16 protein-coding genes and 1 pseudogene are annotated in these 20,179 nt (G+C 71.5%); 10 read left to right on the top strand and 7 right to left on the bottom strand.

Features of this window, described 5'->3' with window-relative positions; translation table 11 throughout:
* The first annotated feature begins 69 nt into the window (after nucleotides 1-69).
* On the top strand, nucleotides 70-2,196 hold the full coding sequence (gene pknB / locus WFH32_RS18300) for a Stk1 family PASTA domain-containing Ser/Thr kinase (protein ID WP_336708721.1): 2,127 nt from the start codon (nucleotides 70-72) through the stop codon (nucleotides 2,194-2,196).
* Between the two features lie 137 nt (nucleotides 2,197-2,333).
* On the opposite strand, the gene WFH32_RS18295 is transcribed toward pknB, so the two are convergent.
* From WFH32_RS18295 to WFH32_RS18285, 3 genes are all read right to left on the bottom strand, one after another.
* Entirely contained in the window at nucleotides 2,334-3,686 is a 1,353-nt protein-coding gene (locus WFH32_RS18295) for a class II 3-deoxy-7-phosphoheptulonate synthase (protein ID WP_191795175.1), read from the bottom strand.
* A 7-nt stretch (nucleotides 3,687-3,693) separates the two neighbouring features.
* Nucleotides 3,694-4,932, bottom strand: coding sequence for a pyrophosphate--fructose-6-phosphate 1-phosphotransferase (locus tag WFH32_RS18290; RefSeq protein ID WP_191795173.1), 1,239 nt, complete (start codon nucleotides 4,930-4,932; stop codon nucleotides 3,694-3,696).
* Nucleotides 4,933-5,020: 88 nt separating this feature from the next.
* The gene (locus WFH32_RS18285) at nucleotides 5,021-5,812 is read right to left on the bottom strand and encodes a lysophospholipid acyltransferase family protein (protein WP_225227740.1); all 792 of its coding nucleotides are present in this window, start codon (nucleotides 5,810-5,812) and stop codon (nucleotides 5,021-5,023) included.
* 60 nt (nucleotides 5,813-5,872) lie between these two features.
* On the opposite strand from WFH32_RS18285, the gene WFH32_RS18280 reads away from it, so the two are divergent.
* Nucleotides 5,873-6,433, top strand: coding sequence for a hypothetical protein (locus WFH32_RS18280; RefSeq protein WP_336708719.1), 561 nt, complete (start codon nucleotides 5,873-5,875; stop codon nucleotides 6,431-6,433).
* A gap of 147 nt (nucleotides 6,434-6,580) precedes the next feature.
* Here WFH32_RS18280 and WFH32_RS18275 read toward each other — a convergent pair whose 3' ends face one another.
* Nucleotides 6,581-7,528, bottom strand: coding sequence for an ROK family glucokinase (locus tag WFH32_RS18275; RefSeq protein WP_191795169.1), 948 nt, complete (start codon nucleotides 7,526-7,528; stop codon nucleotides 6,581-6,583).
* Between the two features lie 261 nt (nucleotides 7,529-7,789).
* Between WFH32_RS18275 and WFH32_RS18270 the strand changes: the two genes are divergently transcribed.
* Entirely contained in the window at nucleotides 7,790-9,601 is a 1,812-nt protein-coding gene (locus WFH32_RS18270) for an AMP-dependent synthetase/ligase (protein WP_336708717.1), read from the top strand.
* Nucleotides 9,602-9,736: 135 nt separating this feature from the next.
* Here the strand turns inward: WFH32_RS18270 and WFH32_RS18265 are convergent, their stop codons facing one another.
* Complete coding sequence (locus WFH32_RS18265) at nucleotides 9,737-11,398, bottom strand: NYN domain-containing protein (protein WP_336708716.1); 1,662 nt, start codon at nucleotides 11,396-11,398, stop codon at nucleotides 9,737-9,739.
* Between the two features lie 115 nt (nucleotides 11,399-11,513).
* On the opposite strand from WFH32_RS18265, the gene WFH32_RS18260 reads away from it, so the two are divergent.
* Nucleotides 11,514-13,364, top strand: a complete 1,851-nt coding sequence (locus WFH32_RS18260) for a DEDD exonuclease domain-containing protein (protein ID WP_442946360.1) — start codon at nucleotides 11,514-11,516, stop codon at nucleotides 13,362-13,364.
* Nucleotides 13,358-13,639 carry an Lrp/AsnC family transcriptional regulator gene (locus WFH32_RS18255; RefSeq protein ID WP_138824253.1) on the top strand — a complete coding sequence of 94 codons (282 nt, stop codon included), beginning with the start codon at nucleotides 13,358-13,360 and terminating at the stop codon, nucleotides 13,637-13,639. The genes WFH32_RS18260 and WFH32_RS18255 overlap by 7 nt, the downstream gene beginning before the upstream one ends.
* A 69-nt stretch (nucleotides 13,640-13,708) precedes the next feature.
* On the opposite strand, the gene trpD is transcribed toward WFH32_RS18255, so the two are convergent.
* The gene (gene trpD / locus WFH32_RS18250; protein WP_336708775.1) at nucleotides 13,709-14,767 is read right to left on the bottom strand and encodes an anthranilate phosphoribosyltransferase; all 1,059 of its coding nucleotides are present in this window, start codon (nucleotides 14,765-14,767) and stop codon (nucleotides 13,709-13,711) included.
* 83 nt (nucleotides 14,768-14,850) lie between these two features.
* Entirely contained in the window at nucleotides 14,851-15,306 is a 456-nt protein-coding gene (locus WFH32_RS18245) for a hypothetical protein (RefSeq protein WP_225228503.1), read from the bottom strand.
* 335 nt (nucleotides 15,307-15,641) lie between these two features.
* Between WFH32_RS18245 and ctaE the strand changes: the two genes are divergently transcribed.
* The 5 genes and pseudogenes from ctaE to WFH32_RS18220 form a co-directional block, all read left to right on the top strand.
* A complete protein-coding gene (ctaE, locus tag WFH32_RS18240; protein ID WP_138824252.1) occupies nucleotides 15,642-16,292 on the top strand; it encodes an aa3-type cytochrome oxidase subunit III in 651 nt (216 codons plus the stop codon).
* Nucleotides 16,293-16,373: 81 nt separating this feature from the next.
* A complete protein-coding gene (gene qcrC / locus WFH32_RS18235) occupies nucleotides 16,374-17,153 on the top strand; it encodes a cytochrome bc1 complex diheme cytochrome c subunit (protein WP_336708713.1) in 780 nt (259 codons plus the stop codon).
* Nucleotides 17,150-18,181, top strand: coding sequence for a cytochrome bc1 complex Rieske iron-sulfur subunit (gene qcrA / locus WFH32_RS18230; RefSeq protein WP_318244285.1), 1,032 nt, complete (start codon nucleotides 17,150-17,152; stop codon nucleotides 18,179-18,181). Before qcrC ends, qcrA begins: the two co-directional genes overlap by 4 nt.
* On the top strand, nucleotides 18,178-19,890 hold the full coding sequence (qcrB, locus tag WFH32_RS18225; protein ID WP_138824251.1) for a cytochrome bc1 complex cytochrome b subunit: 1,713 nt from the start codon (nucleotides 18,178-18,180) through the stop codon (nucleotides 19,888-19,890). The genes qcrA and qcrB overlap by 4 nt, the downstream gene beginning before the upstream one ends.
* A 179-nt stretch (nucleotides 19,891-20,069) precedes the next feature.
* Nucleotides 20,070-20,179: pseudogene (locus WFH32_RS18220) on the top strand (superoxide dismutase); the annotation flags it as partial.

Below are 20,179 nucleotides of genomic sequence, written 5' to 3'. Positions count from 1 at the left end.
CGCACGACCCGCACGCGGTCCGGGCACGACCTCACCGGTTCCGCGCTCCGGGACGCCTAGACTTCCGACGTGGCAACTGTGACGTCTGATCCGTTCGTTGGCCGCCTGGTCGACGGGCGGTACCACGTCGTGTCCAGGATCGCCCGGGGCGGCATGGCGACCGTGTACCTCGCGGTGGACCGGCGCCTCGACCGCGAGGTCGCGCTCAAGGTCATGCACCCGCACCTCGCGGAGGGCACCGACGGCGGCGAGTTCGTCGCGCGCTTCCGGCGCGAGGCACGCGCCGCGGCGCGCCTGGCCCACCCCGGGGTGGTCGCCGTGTTCGACCAGGGGGTCGACGGCGAGACCAGCTACCTGACCATGGAGTACGTGCCCGGCACGAACCTCCGCCACGTCCTGCAGGACGAGGGCTCGCTCAGCGTGGGGCGGACGCTCGACCTGCTCGAGGAGATCCTGGACGCGCTCGCCGCGGCCCACCGCAAGGGTCTGGTCCATCGTGACGTCAAGCCGGAGAACGTCCTCCTCGACGAGTCGGGGCGGGTCAAGGTCGCGGACTTCGGTCTCGCCCGCGCCGTGAGCGAGGGCGCGTCGACCGCGACGAGCACCATCCTCGGCACCGTGGCATACCTCGGACCCGAGCTCATCACGTCGGGACGTTGCGACGCGCGCACCGACGTGTACTCCGTGGGGGTGCTCGCGTACGAGATGCTCACCGGGCGCCACCCCTTCACGGGCGAGACTCCCCTGCAGGTCGCCTTCCAGCACGTCAACTCCGACGTCCCGGCACCGTCCGACGTCGAGCCCTGGATCCCCGCCGAGGTCGACGTCCTCGTGTGCGCGCTCGCCGCCCGGTCGCCCGAGGACCGGCCGGTCGACGCGTCGGCGGCCCTCGCGCTGGTCCGCCAGACCCGGCAGGCTCTCGACCCCGCCGCCCTCGAGGGGCGCTCGTCGCACCCGACCCGTACCGCGGCGGCGTCGGGTGCGGAGCCCGCCCCCAGCACCGGCTCGCCCGACACGGCCGTGCTCGGGGTCGCGACCGCCGCCCTCGCGGGAGCGCTCGCCAGGCCCGGTGACACGCCGTCGGGCACCACCGGGACACCGGCCCCGCCGACGGCCCCGGACTCGACCCCTACGACCGCACTCCCGGGCCTGTGGGCGACCCGCGGCGAGGGCGCCACCCAGCCCACCGATCGCGCCGGCACGCAGCACACCCTGGCGCTCGACCGCGCCACGGTCGCCGCGCCCGGCTCCGAGGACGGCCCGGAGGACGAGGTGCTCCGTCGCGCGGGGCGTCGCCGCCGCGCCTGGTGGTGGGGCCTCGCGATCGTCGTGCTGCTCGCAGGTGCCCTCACCGGTGCCTCCTGGTGGTTCCTCAGCGGCCCGGGCGCCTACACCATCGTGCCCGGCGGCCTGGTCGGTGCCCCACAGGCCGGGGCCGAGCAGACCCTCGCCGCGGTCGACCTGCGCAGCGACGTGACCGAGGCCTACGACGACACCTTCGCCGCCGGGACGGTCATCTCGACCGATCCTGGTGCGGGAGAGAAGGTCCGCAAGGACGGCGAGGTGCACCTCCTGGTCTCGCTCGGCGTCAAGATGATCGAGATCCCCACCGGGCTGGTCGGCAAGCCCGCAGAGGAGGCCACCGAGGCGCTGAAGGACGCCGGCTTCACGGTCGGGGACCCCGTCGAGGCCTACAGCGACACCGTCCCTGCCGGGACCGTGGTCAGCGTCTCCGAGGCCGAGGGCACCTCGGTGCCGCACTCGACGGTCCCCGTGCTGACGGTCTCGCAGGGCCCCGCCCCGGTGACGATCCCGCAGGTCGTGGGCCTCGGGAAGGACGCCGCGCTCACGGCCCTCACGGACCTGGGGCTGGACCCGAGCTCGACCGACGACTACTCCGAGACGGTCGCCGCGGGCCTCGTCATCAGCCAGACCCCGGAGAACGGCACGGAGGGGCACCGGGGCGACAAGGTCGCGCTCGTCGTCTCGCTCGGCCCGCCGCTCGTCGAGATCCCGAACACCTACGGCCGCAACGTCACCGAGGCCGAGAAGATGCTCAAGGACGCCGGGTTCGCGGTCGAGATCCGGCACCCCCAGGGCATCAGCCCGCTCAACATCGTCTACGCGCAGGACCCGGCGGGAGGCGCGGGCAAGACCGCGCCCAAGGGGTCGACGATCGTCATCAACGTCTTCTGACCGGTCTCGCGAGATTGAGGGCCCGCGCAACAGCCCCTCGCGCACGGCACCACGACGCAGCCCGACGGCGGCGCCCCAGCGGGGGCGCCGCCGTCGGGCTGCGTGGGGTCGGGCCGGGCCCGCGGGCGGGCGACGGCTCAGCGGGCCTGGAGCATCTCCGCGACCTGGAACGCCATCTCGAGCGACTGCTGGTGGTTCAGGCGCGGGTCCACGAGGGTCTCGTAGCGCAGGGCCAGGCCCGCGTCGTCGATCTCCTCGCTGCCACCCAGCACCTCGGTCACGTCGTCACCGGTGAGCTCGACGTGCAGGCCCCCTGGCACCGTGCCCAGCGCGCGGTGGACCTCGAAGAAGCCCCGGACCTCGTCCAGGACGTCCTCGAGCCGGCGCGTCTTGTAGCCGCTGTCGGACGTGATGGTGTTGCCGTGCATGGGGTCCGTGACCCAGGTGACGGGTGCGCCGGACTCCCGCACGGCCTCCACGAGCGCGGGCAGCGCGTCACGGATCTTGCCCGCCCCCATGCGCGTGATGAACGTCAGCCGACCGGGGACGGCGTCCGGGTTGAGCTTGTCGATGAGGCGCAGCGCGTCGTCGGGAGCCGTGGTCGGGCCGAGCTTGACCCCGATCGGGTTGGCCACGCGCGACAGGAAGTCGACGTGCGCGCCGTCGAGCTGGCGCGTGCGCTCCCCGATCCACAGGAAGTGGCCCGAGGTGTCGTAGGCGTCGCCCGAGCGCGAGTCGATGCGCGTGAGCGAACGCTCGTAGTCGAGGATGAGCGCCTCGTGGCTCACGAAGAACTCCACGGTGCGCAGCGCGTCGAAGTCGACGCCGCAGGCCTTCATGAAGCGGATCGCGCGGTCGATCTCCGCCGCCGTGCTCTCGTAGCGCGCGTAGGCCGGGTTCCGCATGAAGCCGCGGTTCCACTCGTGCACCTGGCGCAGGTCGGCGAACCCGCCGCCCGTGAACGCGCGCACCACGTTGAGGGTGGCCGACGAGATCCGGTACGCCTGCATCAGGCGCTCGGGGTCCGGGACCCGGTCCTCGGGCGTGAACGCGTGACCGTTGACCATGTCGCCCCGGTACGCGGGCAGCGTCACGCCGTCGCGCGTCTCGTCGTTCGAGCTGCGCGGCTTGGCGTACTGCCCTGCGAGCCGCCCCATCTTCACGACGGGCATGCTCGCGCCGTGCGTGAGGATCACGGCCATCTGCAGGATGGTGCGCACCTTGTTGCGGATGCGCAGGGCGTTCGCGTCCGCGAACGTCTCGGCGCAGTCGCCGCCCTGCAGGAGGAAGGCCTCGCCCCGGCCCGCGGCGGCGAGCCGCGAGCGCAGGGTGTCGGCCTCGGTGGGGACCACGAGCGGCGCGGAGGCCGCGAGCCGCGCGGACACGTCCGCGAGGGCCGCGGCGTCGGGCCACGTGGGTTGCTGCTGCGCGACGAGGGAACGGAACGCGTCCAGTCCCTGGCTGATCTCCGCGCCGGTCGTGGTCGCCATCAGCGGATCAGTGCTCCGCGGGTGCAGCCGGCACGAGCGGCTGGCCGATCTCGTCCAGCAGCTCGCCGAACCACTGCTGCGAGACGTCGAACGCCTTGCCACCGGCGATGCGCGGGAACTCGATCGCGCGCAGGCGGTCGCCGTTCTCCTCGTCGTGCCCGATCACGCCCGACTCGCCCTTGAACGCGCAGTCGACCGCGAGGTCCGTCATCGACTTGATGAGGCGCAGGTCCTCGGCGTTCGCAGCAGCGGCGCGCGAGTAGTAGCCCGACTTCTGGACCATGGTCTTCTCGGCGCCCAGCTTCTCCGCGAACTGCTTGGCGAACCAGGCACCCGGGTTGATGGTGTCGAGCTTGACGTGGCCGAACGGGTCGCGCTCGACCGTCTCGCCCGACGCCTCGAGCTGCGCGACGATCTCGTTCATGCCGGCGCCCTCGGACAGGAAGATGTTGACGTTGCCGACCTCGTCCATGACGGTGCGCAGGCGCGCGGCCTCGGCCTCGATGTCGAGCGCGAGCTCGGGCACGAACACCGCGTGGATGTCCCAGCGTTCCTTGGTCAGGCCGATGCCCGGGACCCACTCCTGCGTGTCGAGCCACTTGCGGTACTCGGCGGCCGAGGCGGCGGTCAGCCAGCCGCAGTGGCGGCCCATGACCTCGTGCACGATCAGCATGCGCGGACCGGAGCGGTGCTCACCGATGATGTTGCGCGCGAACCCGGCGGCCTCCTCGGCGGCGGTCCACGCACCGAGGGACTGACGGATCGGGATCACGTCGTTGTCGATCGTCTTGGGCAGGCCCACGACCGTTAGCTCGTAGTCGTTCTCGTGGAGGTAGGCCGCGAGGTCTGCCGCCGTGGTGTTCGTGTCGTCGCCACCGATGGTGTGCAGGACGTCGACGCCGTCGGCCTTGAGCTGCTCGGCCGCGACCTGCAGCGGGTCCTGGCCCTCCTGGACGAGGCCGCGCTTGACGCAGTCCTTCGCGTTGGTGAGCTTGACGCGCGAGTTGCCGATCGGCGAGCCGCCGAAGCGGTGCAGGACGCCCGCCTTCTTGCGGGTCTCCGCGTCCACGACGATCTTGGTGCCGGTCAGCAGGCCGTGGTAGCCGTGCTGGTAGGCGATGATCTCGACCTCGGGGGCGAGCTCGGTGTAGCGCTCGATCAGGCCACCGACGGCGGAGGACAGGCACGGGGCGAAACCACCGGCCGTCAGGAGTGCGACGCGACGGACCTGCCGACGATCAGACATAGCAAAGGAGCCTCTCGTTGAAGGATGCCGCCGTGCCTGCGTCGCTCGACGCTGGGGATCACCCGGGGCAGCGGGACGGCCTGCTCCCTCAGTCTACTGACGGTGCGGGCTCCTCCTGCGGCGGTTCCGGAACCTGGACGTCCGGGACCGGCCTGCCACCGGGAGCCGCGGGTGAGGCCGGAGGTGTGGTAGCGGCGGGGCCGGTGGCGAGGCGCGCCTTGGCCGTCGCGGCGTAGATGTCGACGTACTCCTGGCCCGACAGGCTCATGATCGCGTACATGATCTCGTCCGCGACCGAGCGCAGGATGAAGCGGTCGTTCTCCATGCCCTTGTAGCGGCTGAAGTCGAGCGGCTCGCCGATCACGATCCCGATGCGCATGGGCTTGGGGATGACCTTGCCGATGGGCTGGGCGATGTTGGTGCCGATCATCGCGACGGGGACCACGGGCGCGCCGGACTCGAGCGCGAGCCGCGCGACGCCCGTCTTGCCGCGGTACAGACGCCCGTCAGGGCTCCGGGTGCCTTCCGGGTAGATCCCGAACAGCTCGCCGTCGCCGAGGACCCTCAGGCCCGTGGTGAGCGCCGCCTCGCTGGCCTTGCCGCCTGCTCGGTCCACCGGGATGGTCCCCACGCCGCGCATGAAGCCGGCCGTCAGGCGCCCTTTGATCCCCTTGCCCGTGAAGTAGTCGGACTTGCCGAGGAACTGCACCTTGCGGTTCAGCACGAGAGGAAGGATGAACGAGTCGATGACCGCGAGGTGGTTGCTCGCGAGGATCGCGCCGCCCTCGTCGGGCACGTTCTCGACGCCGCGCGTCCACGGACGGTAGAGCAGCCGGAGCAGGGGGCCGACCATCACCTGCTTCATGAACCAGTAGAACAACGTTCCTCCTTGGTGGCCCTCGCGAACACGAGGCGCTCTTCCGACTCTAGAGTGAACCCCATGGCCGCACCGAATGCAGGACCGCAGGGTGAGAACGACGGGAAGGACGACGCGATCGACCCGACCGACCCCGGATCGACCGACGCATCGAGCACGCCCCACGACGACCTTCCCGACGTCGAGGCCCGCTGGGCCGACATCGTCGCGGACCTCTCCGACGTGTCCGCGGCCGCGGAGAGCGCCGCCGGCACCGACCGCCCGACGCCCGCCGGCCCGCGCGACCTGCACGAGACCTTCCCCGTCGCGCCCTGGGTCCAGGCCCCGGGCCCCCGGGACTGGCCGACGACGCCCGAGGTCGAGGACCTCGAGGACGCCGAGAGCCACTTCACTCCCCCGGACCCCGAGATCGGCATGGGACGCGACCCGCTCATGACCATGGCCTGGGGCCTGGTCGCGGGCATCCCGGTCCTCCTGCTCGTCGGCATGGTCGTGCTCCGGCCCTTCCCGACGATCGTCGCGCAGGTCGCGGGCGGGCTGTTCCTCGCAGGGCTGGCCGTGCTCCTCTGGCGCATGCCGCACCGCCGCGAGGACGACCACGCGGGACCGGGCGCCGTCGTCTGAGGGCGCGCTGCGCCGTCGGGCCCGGGCCGTGGCCGGCGCGGGCGCCACGCTGCACCCTGCCCGACGGCGGTGCTCCCCGGGGAGCGCCTGCTCCCTCGCGCGCGACGCGGCCCCGGCCTCACGCGGAAGCCGGGGCCGTGCAGGTCACTAGCTGCGGGCGAGGTCGGCCGCGCCGACGATGCCGGCCTCGTTGCCCTGCTGGGCGAGGTCGATCTGCGCCTCGGGGCGGTGGCCGCGTGCCGAGAGCTGGTCCGCGAAGGCCTTGCGGACCGGCTGGAGCAGCAGGTCGCCCGCCGCACCCACGCCCCCGCCGATGACGATGAGCTCGGGGTCGAGCAGCGCCGTGACCGACGCGGCCCCCTCGCCGATCCAGCGGCCCAGGGTCGCGAGCAGCTCGATCGCGAGCTCGTCGCCCGCCTGCGCGGCCTGCGTGATCTGGGGACCGTTGAGCTTGGACGGGTCGCCGCCCGCGAGCTCGAGGAGGGCGCCGGCACGGTCGGGCTGGGCGATGAGCGCGGCCTGGCCGTCGCGCACGAGAGCGCTCCCGGAGGCGTACTGCTCCCAGCAGCCCTCGTGGCCGCAGCCGCAGTAGTGACCGCCGGGCACGACGCGCATGTGGCCGACCTCGGCCGCCACGCCCCAGCGCCCGCGCACGAGCTTGCGGTCGACGATGATCGCGCCGCCCAGCCCCGTGCCGACCGTGAGCATGAGCATGTCGGTGGCGTCGCGGCCCGCGCCGAACGCGAACTCGGCCCAGCCCGCCGCGTTGGCGTCGTTCTCGACGACGATCTTGACGTCGTCGTCGCCGATGAGCGTGCGGACCTTGTCGGCCAGCGGGTACTCGCGCCACGCGATGTTGGGGGCGAAGAGGACAGACGAGCGGTCAGGGCTCACGAAGCCGGCCGCGGCCAGGCCCATGGCCTCGACCTGGAACTCCTTGGACAGCTCCGCGTAGACGTCCGCGACCGCCGCGTCGATGCTCGCGACGTCGTCGGGCTCGGTGTCGCGACGCGTCTGCGCAAGGATCGTGCCGTTCTCGTCGACCACACCCGCGGCGATCTTCGTTCCGCCGATGTCGACTCCGATGGCATGCATGTCAGGTCCTCACTCACGTAGCGGTCTGGAACTCCCGATGAGAACACCAGCCGGTAACGGTTGTGCACCGCCTCGGCATCGGTTCTGCGTACGTCCGTCGGCTCCGAAGTCCGGTCGCTCCCGGTCTTCGCCCAGGTACGGCCTGAAATCTTGCGCAACAGCGCACAGCACCATGAAGAGTACCGACTCGGAGGCGGTCAACGACACTTGCGACCTGTGGGTACTGTTCTCACACCGTCGACTTCTGCCACTGGAGCCAGCATGGACGAGTTCAGCGCACCGCGCATCATCGATGTCGATCCTCTCGACAACCTCAACGACCTCTTCGCGACCCGCGTCGCCGCCGGGCCAGACCTCCCCATGATCGAGGTCAAGAGCGGGCCGGGCGCCCCCTGGAAGACCCTCTCGGCACGGGAGGTCGACACCGACGTCGTCTCCGTCGCCAAGGGCCTCGTCGCACTGGGCATCGAGCCCGGCGACCACGTCGGCATCATGTCCCGCACCCGCTACGAGTGGACGCTGCTCGACTGGGCCGCGTGGGCCGCGGGAGCCGTGCCCGTGCCGTTGTACGAGACCTCGAGCGCCGAGCAGGTCCAGTGGATCCTCTCGGACGCGGCGGTCAAGCTGCTCGTCGTCGAGTCCGCCGCGAACGCCGCGACCGTCGCCGAGGTCCGCGAGCAGGCCCCCGAGCTCCGCGACGTGTTCGTGATCGACGACGGCGGGATCGCCGCGCTCAAGGCGGCGGGCAAGGACGTCAGCGACGACGAGATCGCCCGCCGCCGCGGCCTCGCGAACCTCACCGACGTTGCGACCATCATCTACACCTCGGGCACCACCGGCCGTCCCAAGGGGGCCGAGCTCACGCACGAGAACTTCTACTCGCTGACCGTCAACGCCGTCGAGGCGCTGCCCGAGGTCTTCGCCGAGGCCAACGGCCGGACGCTGCTCTTCATGCCGCTCGCGCACGTGTTCGCGCGCTTCATCGGGGTGCTCGTCGTCGCGGGCGGCACGGTGCTCGGCCACACCCCGGACACCAAGACCCTCCTCGAGGACCTGGGCGAGTTCAAGCCGACGTACATCCTCTCGGTGCCCCGCGTGTTCGAGAAGGTCTACAACTCCTCGGAGCAGAAGGCCGCCGCGGGCGGCAAGGTCAAGATCTTCCACTGGGCCGCCGCGACCGCGATCGCCTGGTCCCGTGCGCTCGACGACCCCAAGGGGCCGGGTCTCGGCCTCAAGGTCCAGCACAAGGTCGCCGACGCGCTCGTCTACAAGAAGCTGCGCGCGGCGCTCGGTGGCCAGACCAAGTGGGCCGTCTCGGGCGGCGCACCGCTCGGCGAGCGCCTTGGCCACTTCTACCGCGGCATCGGCGTGCGCATCCTCGAGGGCTACGGCCTGACCGAGTCCACGGCCCCGACGTCGGTCAACCGCCCCACGGCGACCAAGATCGGGACGGTCGGGCCCCAGCTCCCCGGCTGCGGCGCGAGGATCGCGGAGGACGGCGAGATCCTCCTCCAGGGACACCACGTCTTCCGTGGCTACCACAACAACCCGCAGGCCACGGCCGACGCGTTCGTCGACGGCTGGTTCCGCACGGGCGACCTGGGCTCGCTCGACGAGGACGGCTTCCTGCGCATCACCGGGCGCAAGAAGGAGATCATCGTGACCGCGGGCGGCAAGAACGTCGCCCCGGCCGTGCTCGAGGACCGCATCCGCGCGCACGCGCTCGTGAGCCAGTGCGTGGTCGTCGGCGACGGCCAGCCGTTCATCGGCGCCCTCGTGACGCTCGACCCCGAGGGCCTGCCAGGCTGGCTCGCGATGCACGGCAAGGAGCCCATGAGCGTCGACGCCGCCGCGCTCGACGTGGACGTCCTCGCGGCGCTCGACACCGCGGTGGACCGCGCCAACAAGGCCGTCTCGCGCGCCGAGTCGATCCGCAAGTTCACCATCCTGGCGACGGACTTCACGGTCGAGAACGGCTACCTGACGCCGTCGCTCAAGGTCAAGCGCAACGTCGTCCTCAAGGACTTCTCGGTCGAGGTCGACGCGATCTACTCGGGCGTGCCTGCGCAGTGACCTGACGCGACCTGAGACGCCGGAACGACGGGCACGACGGCCGGTCCCCCACCAGGGGGCCGGCCGTCGTCGCCTCTCGACCCGCCCGCCGAGGGTGACGCACCCGCCCGCCGAGGGTGACGACCCGCCGACTCGTCAGAGCCGCGCGAGCCGCCCGACGAGGGCCGGCGAGCCGATGGCGACCGCCCCCATGGCCTGGACGTCGTCGGCCACCTCGCGGTCGCTCGTGACGACCGCCACGGGCCGGCCCTCGGGCTCCGCGGCGACCAGGCGCCGGATCAGGTGGTCGGCGATCTCCCCCGACGAGAACAGGACCCGCACCCCGCGCGTGCTCGCGGGCGGCATGTGCCCCAGCTCCTGGCCGTCGAAGCAGCACGTGACCTCGGCGCCCGTGCGCGACGCGATGCGCACGAGCCCGTCGACGAGGCGGCGCCTCTGCTGCGCGAGCGTGAGCGTGCCGAAGCCTGTCTTGCTGACGTTGTACCCGTCGACGATCAGGTGCATCTGGGGCACGGCGAGCACGTCGTCGAGCAGCGCCGGGTCGTCGCCTGCGCGACCGCGCGAGCCCGGTCGCGTCGTGCCGCCCGTGCCGTGACCTGCGGCGTCGACCTCGACGGGTGCCACGGTGTCGCCCGGCCGCAGCGTGGTCGGCGGGATCCCGAGCTCCCGGCGGAGACCCACCGCCGCGTCGACGACCGTCTCCAGCAGCAGTCGCGCCCGCGCGTTGGCGAGCTCGGCCCCGGTGTGCGTGAGGGTGCGCGCCTCGTCGCGGGCAGCGTGGGCGCGTTCGAGCGCGACCGCGGCCTCGCGCCGCTCGGCGGCGGCCTGGGTGGCGAGCGCCTCGGCGGCCTGCGTCCGCGCGTCAGCCTCCGCGCGGGCCGCGCGCGCCTCGGAACGGGCCCGGTCGGCGTCCGATCGCAGCTTGCGCTCGGTGCGGCGCAGGCTCGCGACCTCGGCACGGGCCTCCTCGAGCGCGGAGCGGTCGGCGGCCGCGGCCAGCCTGGCCGCGTCGAGCTCGGCAAGGGCCTTGTCGCGCTCGATGACGGCCCGTCCGGCCTCCTGGGCCCGGCGCTGCTCCTGCTCGCGCTCCTGGGTGTCCTGGAGCGCTCGGTCGAGGTGGGCCACCCAGTCGTCCGGACGCAGCAGGAACGCGCCGACGGCCAGGTCCACGGCGCGCCCCGCCCTGTCGGGGACGGCCTGGGCCACGGGGGCAGCTCCCCCGTCCTGCCCGACGGCGCCGCTCCCCTCGGGGGCGGACGTGCGGTCGGGTGCGGGGCCGGGCGCCGGAGGGGGCACCTCGCGCACGGTCGGCGTCGCGCTCGCCGGCTCCGTGGGGGCGGCCAGGGGCTCGGCCACCACATCGACGGAGACGGCGCCCGAGCCGGGGGCCCTCTCGTCGTCGCCCGGCCCGTCCGACGCGCCGGGGCCGGTCGTCGCGGTGGTCGCGGCGCCGTCGGGCACGAGCTCGCGCGCCTCCCGCGGGTGCGCGGTGCTCCACGTGGCCGCGACCGCGGACCGGAACGACGGGCTCGTCTCGAGCGCCTGCCAGAGCGGGACCGCGCCGGACGCGGCGCGCCGACGCGGCGCGAACGTCCTGACGCGGCGCAGCGCCGCCGGGACCGTCGCGGGGTCCCACGCGCCGAGGGTGCGCGCGGCCAGCTCGAGGAGCTGGGTGCGGACCTCGGGCGGGACGGGCGGACGTGCGACGTCACCCTCGGGAGACGACCCCGCGGACGCACCCGGGATCTCGGCCGAGCGCGGCGCAGCGTCCTTGTTGTCCCGACTCGTCCCATCCATGGGTCAACACTACGGGCGAACGGGGCGTCGGGTCCTGACGGCGCGGCGCGGGCGTGCGCCACGTCCCGCACGGCCGCCACCGACCGTGTCGGTGCCCCCGGGTACGTTCGGGCCCATGCCGTCCCCGACCGCCGCAGCCTCGGCCGCTCCCCCGCAGCTCTCGGTCCGTTCGTTCACCCCCGACGCCATCCCCGGGAGCATGCCCGTCCAGCTCGGCCTCGACGAGCTGGGCACCCCGTTGCAGGACGTCACGTTCGTCGTGGTCGACCTCGAGACGACCGGGGGCTCGCCCGCCTCGGCGGGCATCACCGAGATCGGCGCCGTCAAGGTCCGCGGAGGCGAGGTCCTCGGCGAGTTCCAGACCCTCGTCAACCCCGGCACGCCCGTCCCGGCGTTCATCGCCCGCCTGACCGGGATCAGCACCGCGATGGTCGCGACCGCACCCCGGATCGAGGCCGTGCTGCCCTCGTTCCTCGAGTTCTCCCGGGGTGCGGTCCTGGTCGCGCACAACGCGCCGTTCGACATCGGGTTCCTCAAGGCGGCCGCGCGCGGCGCGGGCTACGACTGGCCCGGCAACCAGGTCCTCGACACGGTCCCCCTCGCCCGGCGCGTCGTGACGCGCGACGAGGCCCCCAACCACAAGCTCTCGACGCTCGCCGCGCTCTTCCACGCGGCCGTGACCCCCGAGCACCGGGCGCTGGCCGACGCGCGCGCCACGGTCGACGTCCTGCACGCGCTGCTCGAACGGCTCGCCCCGTTCGGCATCACGCACCTCGAGGACCTCGCGACCGCGACCGACCCGGTCCCGCCCGACGTGCGGCGCAAGCGCACCCTCGCCGACGGCCTCCCGGACGCACCGGGCGTCTACCTGTTCCGCGGTCCGGGCGAGGAGGTCCTCTACGTGGGGACGTCGACCTCGATCCGCCGCCGGGTCCGCAGCTACTTCACGGCCGCCGAGAAGCGCAGCCGCATGACCGAGATGGTGCGCATCGCGCACGCCGTCACGCCCGTCGTGTGCGCGACCGTGCTCGAGGCCCAGGTCCGCGAGCTGCGGCTCATCGCCGAGCACTCGCCCCGCTACAACCGTCGCTCCAAGTTCCCCGAGCGCATGAGCTGGGTGCGCCTGACGCGCGAGCACCACCCGCGGCTCTCGATCGTCCAGGACGTCAAGCCCGACGCCGCGCACATCGGCCCCTACTCGTCGCGCAGACAGGCCCAGCAGGCGATCGACGCGATGCACGACGCGCTGCCCCTGCGCCAGTGCACGCCGCGCCTGCCGCTGCTGCCCGCCCCGGGGGCCAGCGCGTGCGCCCTCGCCGAGATGGGGCGGTGCGGGGCGCCCTGCACGACGAGGCAGGAACCGGACGGATACCCCGCCGTCGTAGGGCGCGCACGGCGGACGCTGCTCGCGGACCCGAGCGACGTCGTCGACCCCCTGACCGCGCGGATCGCCGCGCTCGCCGCCGACGAACGCTACGAGCAGGCCGCCGAGGTCACCGCGCGCCTCGAGGCGTTCCTGCTCGGGGCCGGCCGCGCGCAACGGCTCGGGCCGCTCGCGGAGTGCGCCGAGCTCGTCGCCGCCAAGCCCCTCGAGCGGGGCGGGTGGGAGATCGTCGTCGTGCGGCACGCGCGCCTCGCGGCGACCGGGGTCTCGGCGCCGGGTGCCGCCCCCTGGCCGACCATCGAGGCGCTCGTCGCGACGGCCGAGGACGTCGCGCCGCCCGTCGCCCCTGCACCCGCGTGCCACCCGCACGAGGCCGAGCTCGTCCTCGGCTGGCTGGAGCAGCCCGGCGTCCGGCTGGTCGACGTGACCCACCCGCTCGCCTGGCCCGTCCGCTCCGCACGCGCCTTCGCGGACCGCGACCGCACCGCGCAGCGCGTCGCCCAGCACGTCGAGGCTAGATTGGACCCCGGCTCGTCGAACGACGGGCCCCGCGCCTCGGACCCGACGGAGGACCCATGCTGACCGCGATCGTGCTGATCGACACCGAACCGAACCTCATCCCCGAGGTGGCCTCGCAGGTCGCCTCGCTCCGCGGTGTCAGCGAGGTCTACTCGGTCACCGGGAAGGCCGACCTCGTGGCCATGGTCCGCGTCAAGGAGCACGACGACCTGGCCGACGTGATCGCCGACCGCGTCAGCAAGATCGAGGGCGTGCTGCGCACCGAGACCTTCATCGCGTTCCGCGCGTACTCCGACGTCGACCTCGAGCAGGCGTTCGCCCTGGGGCTCGACGACTGACCCACGCACGAGGGCGGGGTGCGGGCGGGCCTCCCGCCCCCACCCCGCCCTCGTCGTCATCCCCTGTCGTCACCGCGTCGAGGCGGCGACCCAACGCTCCAGGACGCCCGCTGCCGCGCCCGAGTCGACGCTCGTCGCCGCGTGCACCATGCCCGCGCGCAGACGCTCGACGAGGGTCCCCTCGGCGGTGCCGGGCAGGCTCGCGTCCGCGACGAGCGCGGCCGCGGCGTTGAGCAGCACGGTCTCCCGCACCGGCCCGGTCTCGCCCGCCAGCACGCGACGCGCGACCTCGGCGTTGAACGACGCGTCGGCCCCGCGCAGGTCCTCGACCGAGATCCGCTGCAGGCCCAGCTCGGCCGCCGCGTCGAGCGACCGGGTCGTGACGGAGCCGTTACGCACCTCCCAGACGGTCGAGGTACCGGTCGCCGCGAGCTCGTCGAGGCCGTCGTCCCCGCGGAACACGAGGGCCGAGGTCCCGCGCGACGCGAAGACGCCGGCCACGAGCGGGGCCATGCGCGCGTCGGCGACCCCGACGGCGGTCGCGGGGGGCTGGGCCGGATTCGTGAGGGGCCCGAGGAAGTTGAACGCCGTCGGGATCCCGAGCTCCTTGCGCGCGACCGCCGAGTGCCGGAACGAGGGGTGGAAGACCTGCGCGAAGCAGAACGTGATGCCGACCTCCTCGACCAGCTGCGTGACCCGCTCCGGGGACTGGTCGAGGCGGATGCCCAGGACCTCGAGCACGTCGGCCGAGCCCGACGACGACGACGCGGCGCGGTTCCCGTGCTTGACGACGCGCACGCCCGTCCCGGCGATCACGACAGCGGCCATGGTCGAGACGTTGACCGTGTGCGCACGGTCGCCGCCCGTCCCGACGATGTCCACCGTCGGGCCCTGCACCGTGAACCGGGTCGCGTGGGCCAGCATCGCGTCGGCCAGGCCGCGCAGCTCGCCCACGGTCTCGCCCTTGGACCGCAGCGCGACGAGGAACGCCGCGAGCCGGACGGGGCTGACCTCGCCCGACAGGACCATGCCCATGGCCCACGCCGTCAGCTCCGGGCTCAGCTCGCGCCCCGCGATGAGCTCCGAGAGGAGACCCGGCCACGACGGCGCCGTCTGCTCAGGCACCAGGGAGGTGCCCTGGGGTGCGAGGACGGACGGGACGGTTGCCGGAGTGCCCGGTGTCGTGGTCACGGGATCTGCCCTTCATGAGGTCATTCGATCAGCGAGACGATCGCTCGCTGCAGCTCGATCGCGTCGAACGGCCGGGGGACGGCCTCGTCGGCGAGCGACCACGATGCTAGCCAACCGTCCTGCGGCCTGCCGGTGAGGACCAGAACCGGAGGACACCGGAAGATCTCGTTCTTGAGCTGGCGGCACAGGCCCATGCCCCCGGCCTTGTCGGCCTCGCCGTCGAGCACGAGCAGGTCCCACCCGCCCGCGTCGGCAGCGGCCACGACCGCGGTGGAGGTCGCGACCTCCTTCCAGACGATGTCGGGTGCTCCGGCCCGGACACGACGCCCGACGGCGAGGCGCACCTGCTCCCGCACCGTCACGTCGTCGCTGTAGAGCAGGATGTGCGGCGCGCGCGCGGCCTGGACCGGACCGACCTCGGACAGCGTGTCCTGCTCCGGGTGGGTGGTCGTCAGGTCGCTCGTCGTCGACGTCATCGTCGCCTCCTTCTGGGTCGGGTCTCGTCCGGTTCCCGGTCGAGCCTGCGTGCCTGCCGGTCGTCCGGTGGGAGACCACCGCGATCGCCGAGCCGGAGGCACAGCACTCCTGGGAATCTTGGCACGTCGCAGGCCCGGACGACATCCTCGCGCGCCGGGACGGACGCGGGCGTTCCAGGCCGTGGTCACGACCCCCGAAATCCCGCCGTTTCATGGCACTTCACCGTGATCCGTCATGAAGTGCAGGGCTTGGTGGGAGAATCTGGAGAGTTTGTGAGATTCGCCGCGCGCCACCCCCCGATCCAGTGGTCCAAATCGCTCCGCGGTCGGCCATAATGGCTGATGTGTCGACCGCAACGGCTGCCCCCCACGCCCACCAGCACGTGAGCGTCAACCGACCGAACCCTGTCTCGGTCGGGACGATCGTGTGGCTGGCCAGCGAGCTCATGTTCTTCGCTGGACTGTTCGCTATGTACTTCACCGCTCGATCGGTGATACCCGCCGAGGAGTGGGCTTCTCAGACCGAGAAGCTCAACATCCCCTTCGCCGTGATCAACACGTCGATCCTGGTGCTGTCCTCCGTGACGTGCCAGCTGGGTGTCCTCGCGGCGGAGCGTTTCCAGCCCGTCCGCACCGGATCGATCTTCCAGGTCAACCGGTGGGGGATGAACGAGTGGATCACGCTCACGTACCTCATGGGTGCGTTCTTCATCGGCGGTCAGGTCTACGAGTACGCCGAGCTCGTGCACGAGGGACTCACCATCTCGTCGCACCCCTACGGCTCGGTCTTCTTCCTGGCCACGGGCTTCCACGGACTCCACGTCGTGGGTGGTCTGATCGCCTTCCTGTTCCTTCTCGGTCGGTCCTTCGCCGCCAAGAACTTCGGGCACCACGAGGCCACCACCGGCATCGTGACGTCCTACTACTGGCACTTCGTCGACGTCGTGTGGATCGCACTCTTCTTCGTGATCTACATCCTCCGCTGACGCGGTGACGCCCGCGGCACCGATGCCCGGACAACCACATCTGCCCCCTGCACCCCCCACTTGCGAGACGAGGATCATTTCGTGAAGGCACTCGCCGCCCGCAGGCACCACCGCTTCGCACCGGTCGTGCTGCTGCTGCTGGCGCTGCTGGTCACCGGCGGCGTCTACGCCGCCCTTGCCCCGAGTCCAGCCAGCGCTGACACCGCCAGCACCGAGGACATCGAGACAGGCCAGAAGCTTTTCCAGGCGAACTGCGCCACCTGCCACGGCCCCAGCGCCGAGGGATCGGACACCGTCCCGTCCCTCGTCGGCGTCGGAGCGGCCGCTGTCGACTTCCAGGTGTCGACCGGTCGTATGCCCATGCAGATGGAAGGCCCCCAGGCCATCCAGAAGCCGCGCCAGTTCGACGAGGAGCAGACGGCGCAGCTCGCTGCGTACGTCGCCTCCCTGGGCGCCGGCCCGGCGATCCCCACGGACGAGCAGGTCGACGCCTCGCTCGGTGACCCGTCGAACGGTGCTGCGGTCTTCCGCACCAACTGCGCGATGTGCCACAACGCCGTCGGTGCGGGCGGTGCCCTCTCCGAGGGCAAGTTCGCGCCCCCGCTGTGGGAGACCTCGGAGCGCAACATCTACCAGGCGATGCAGACCGGACCGCAGTCCATGCCGGTCTTCAACGACATGAACGTGACGCCCGACGAGAAGCGCGACGTCATCGCCTACCTCGTCGAGCAGCGTGACGGTTCCGCCGGTGGACTCGACCTTGGTTCTCTCGGCCCCGTCAGCGAGGGCCTCTGGGTGTGGATCGTGGGCATGGGCCTGCTGATCGGCGCCGCTGTGTGGATCGGAGCGAAGTCGTCGTGAGCGACAACCAGCACTCGACGGACCTGACGAAGCAGGATGGGCACGAGCTCGACCGCTTCCAGGATCCGGGTATCCCGGCTCACAAGAGCCGGATGGCAGACCGTGACCCGAAGGCAGCCAAGCGTGCCGAGAAGCAGGTCGTGATCCTCTTCACGATCTCGATCATCGGCACCATCGGCATGCTCGTCGCGTTCTTCGCACTGCCCGAGGACACCTCGATCGCGGGGATCCGGACGGCCAACCTCATCATCGGGCTCGGCCTGGCGTTCTCTCTCCTCGGCATCGGCCTCGCCGCCGTGCACTGGGCCAAGACCCTCATGTCGGACCACGAGCACGTCGACGAGCGGCACGGCCAGCGCAGCTCTGACGCGGTCCGCGCCGAGGCCGTGCAGGCCCTCACCGAGGGCGCACAGGACTCCGGCATCGCCCGTCGTGGCGTGCTCAAGGGCGCGGTCGTCACCGCTCTCGCGCTCTTCCCCCTCGCGATCGCTGTTCCCCTCGTGGCCGAGGTGGGTGGAGACTGGAACGTCAACAAGTTCCGCCACACGCTCTGGAAGCCCAAGATGCGCCTCGCGCTCGACCCCTCGGGCCGCCCGATCAAGGCCGAGGACGTCACGATCGGCAGCGCCTTCCACGTCATCCCCGACGTGCCGGAAGAGGTGCGCACCTCGCACGAGTGGATCTCCGAGAAGGCCAAGGCAATCGTCCTGATGGTGCGTCTCGACCCTCGTGACCTCAAGGAGGCCGAGGACCGCAAGGACTGGTCCTACGACGGGATCGTCGCCTACTCCAAGGTCTGCACCCACGTCGGGTGCCCGGTCGCGCTCTACGAGCAGCAGACGCACCACCTGCTGTGCCCGTGCCACCAGTCGACCTTCGACGTCGCGGACGGCGCCAAGGTCGTCTTCGGCCCCGCCAAGCGGCCGCTCCCGCAGCTGCCGATCACCGTTGACGACGAGGGCTACCTGATCGCGCAGAGCGACTTCCTGGAGCCCGTCGGACCGAGCTACTGGGAGCGCCTCAAGTGAGCACCAGCACCGCGGGACCCGCTGAAGCGACCGCAGACTATCTGGACCAGCGGACCGGCATCGCCGGGGCCGTCAAGGAGTTCGCCCGCAAGGTCTTCCCGGACCACTGGTCGTTCCTCCTGGGCGAGATCGCCCTCTACTCGTTCGTCGTCCTGATCCTCTCGGGATTCTTCCTGACGATGTTCTTCGTGCCGAGCATGGGCCTGGTCACGTACCACGGCGAGCCCGCCACGATGGACGGCCAGCTCATGTCCGAGGCCTTCGCCTCGACGCTTCACACCTCGTTCGAGGTGCGCGGCGGTCTCCTGATGCGTCAGATCCACCACTGGTCGGCCCTGCTCTTCATGGCCGCGATCGTGACGCACATGATGCGCGTGTTCTTCACCGGGGCGTTCCGCAAGCCGCGTGAGCTCAACTGGATGGTCGGGTTCCTCCTGATGATCCTCGGCCTCGCCGCGGGCTTCACGGGTTACTCGCTCCCGGACGACGTGCTCTCCGGCAACGGTCTGCGCATCACCGACGGCGTCGTCAAGTCGATCCCGATCATCGGCTCGTACATGTCGTACTTCATCTTCGGTGGCGAGTTCCCGGGCGAGCACATCATCCCGAGGCTCTTCACGCTGCACATCCTCGTGGTCCCGGGCCTCATCCTGGCGCTCGTCGCCCTCCACCTGTTCTTCGTCGTGCTGCACAAGCACACGCAGTACCCGGGTGGCGGCCGCACCAACGCCAACGTGGTCGGCTTCCCGCTGTTCCCCGTGTACGTCGCCAAGGCCGGTGGCTTCTTCTTCGTGGTGTTCGGAGTCATCGCCGCGATGGGCGCCACGATGGCCATCAACAACGTCTGGAACTACGGACCGTACGACCCCTCCCCCGTCTCGGCCGGTGCTCAGCCCGACTGGTACATGCTGTTCCTCGAGGGTTCGCTGCGACTCATGCCGGGGCAGACGGAGTACGTGATCGCGGGCTACACGCTCTCGCTCAACATCCTGATCCCGGCGGTCGTGATCCCGGGCCTGCTGTTCACGTTCCTCGCGGTCTACCCGTTCCTCGAGGCGGCCGTGACCAAGGACAAGCGCGAGCACCACGTGCTCGACCGTCCGCGCAACGTCCCGGTCCGCACGGGCCTGGGCGTCGGCTTCCTGACGGCGTTCATCATCCTGGCCCTCGCCGGATCGAACGACCTCATCGCGACGCACTTCCACCTGTCGATCAACGCGATCACCTGGGTGTTCCGTGTGCTGCTCTTCGTCGGCCCGGTGATCGCGTTCTGGATCACCAAGCGCATCTGCCTCGGGCTGCAGCGCAAGGATCGCGAGCTCGTCCTGCACGGGCACGAGACCGGACGCATCGTGCGCTTCGCGCACGGCGAGTACATCGAGGTCCACCGCCCGCTCGACGACCAGGAGCGCTGGCTCCGTGTGAACTACACGGCGCACGCTCCCCTGGAGATCGAGCCGGCGACCGACTCTCGCGGTGTCCGCCGCAAGGGCTACAAGAAGGACCGCCGGATGCAGCGCCTGTCGCGCTTCTTCTACGAGGACCGGGTCGAGCCCGTGACCCCGTCCGAGGTGGCGGCGTCCCACTCGCACGGCGAGCACGACGCTCTCGGCGCCGCGGACACCACGCACGCCGTGGAGTCCGGTTCCGCGGTGGGTGGCGGCAGCCACATCGTCAGCCCTGACGACACCGGCAGCACCAAGCACTGACCCGCTCCCCCTGCGGAGCACGACGACCCGTGAGACGGTCCGGCACCAAGCCGGAACATCTCACGGGTCGTTCGCGTTCCACGGGTGTCGTGTTCGCTCGGTTTTGCACCGGCCGAACCTTTCGCCACAGTTGTCGCACCGTCCGCGGTACGACACACCGATCCAGGAGGCATTCCGGCATGGCTGTCTACACCCTTCCCGAGCTGTCGTACGACTACGGCGCACTCGAGCCCCACATCTCCGGCCGCATCATGGAGCTGCACCACTCCAAGCACCACCAGGCCTACGT

Source organism: Oerskovia sp. USHLN155, assembly GCF_037145535.1.
In the GTDB taxonomy this organism is placed as follows: Bacteria; Actinomycetota; Actinomycetes; order Actinomycetales; family Cellulomonadaceae; genus Oerskovia; species Oerskovia rustica.
This window is presented reverse-complemented; position numbering and strand designations above follow the sequence as displayed.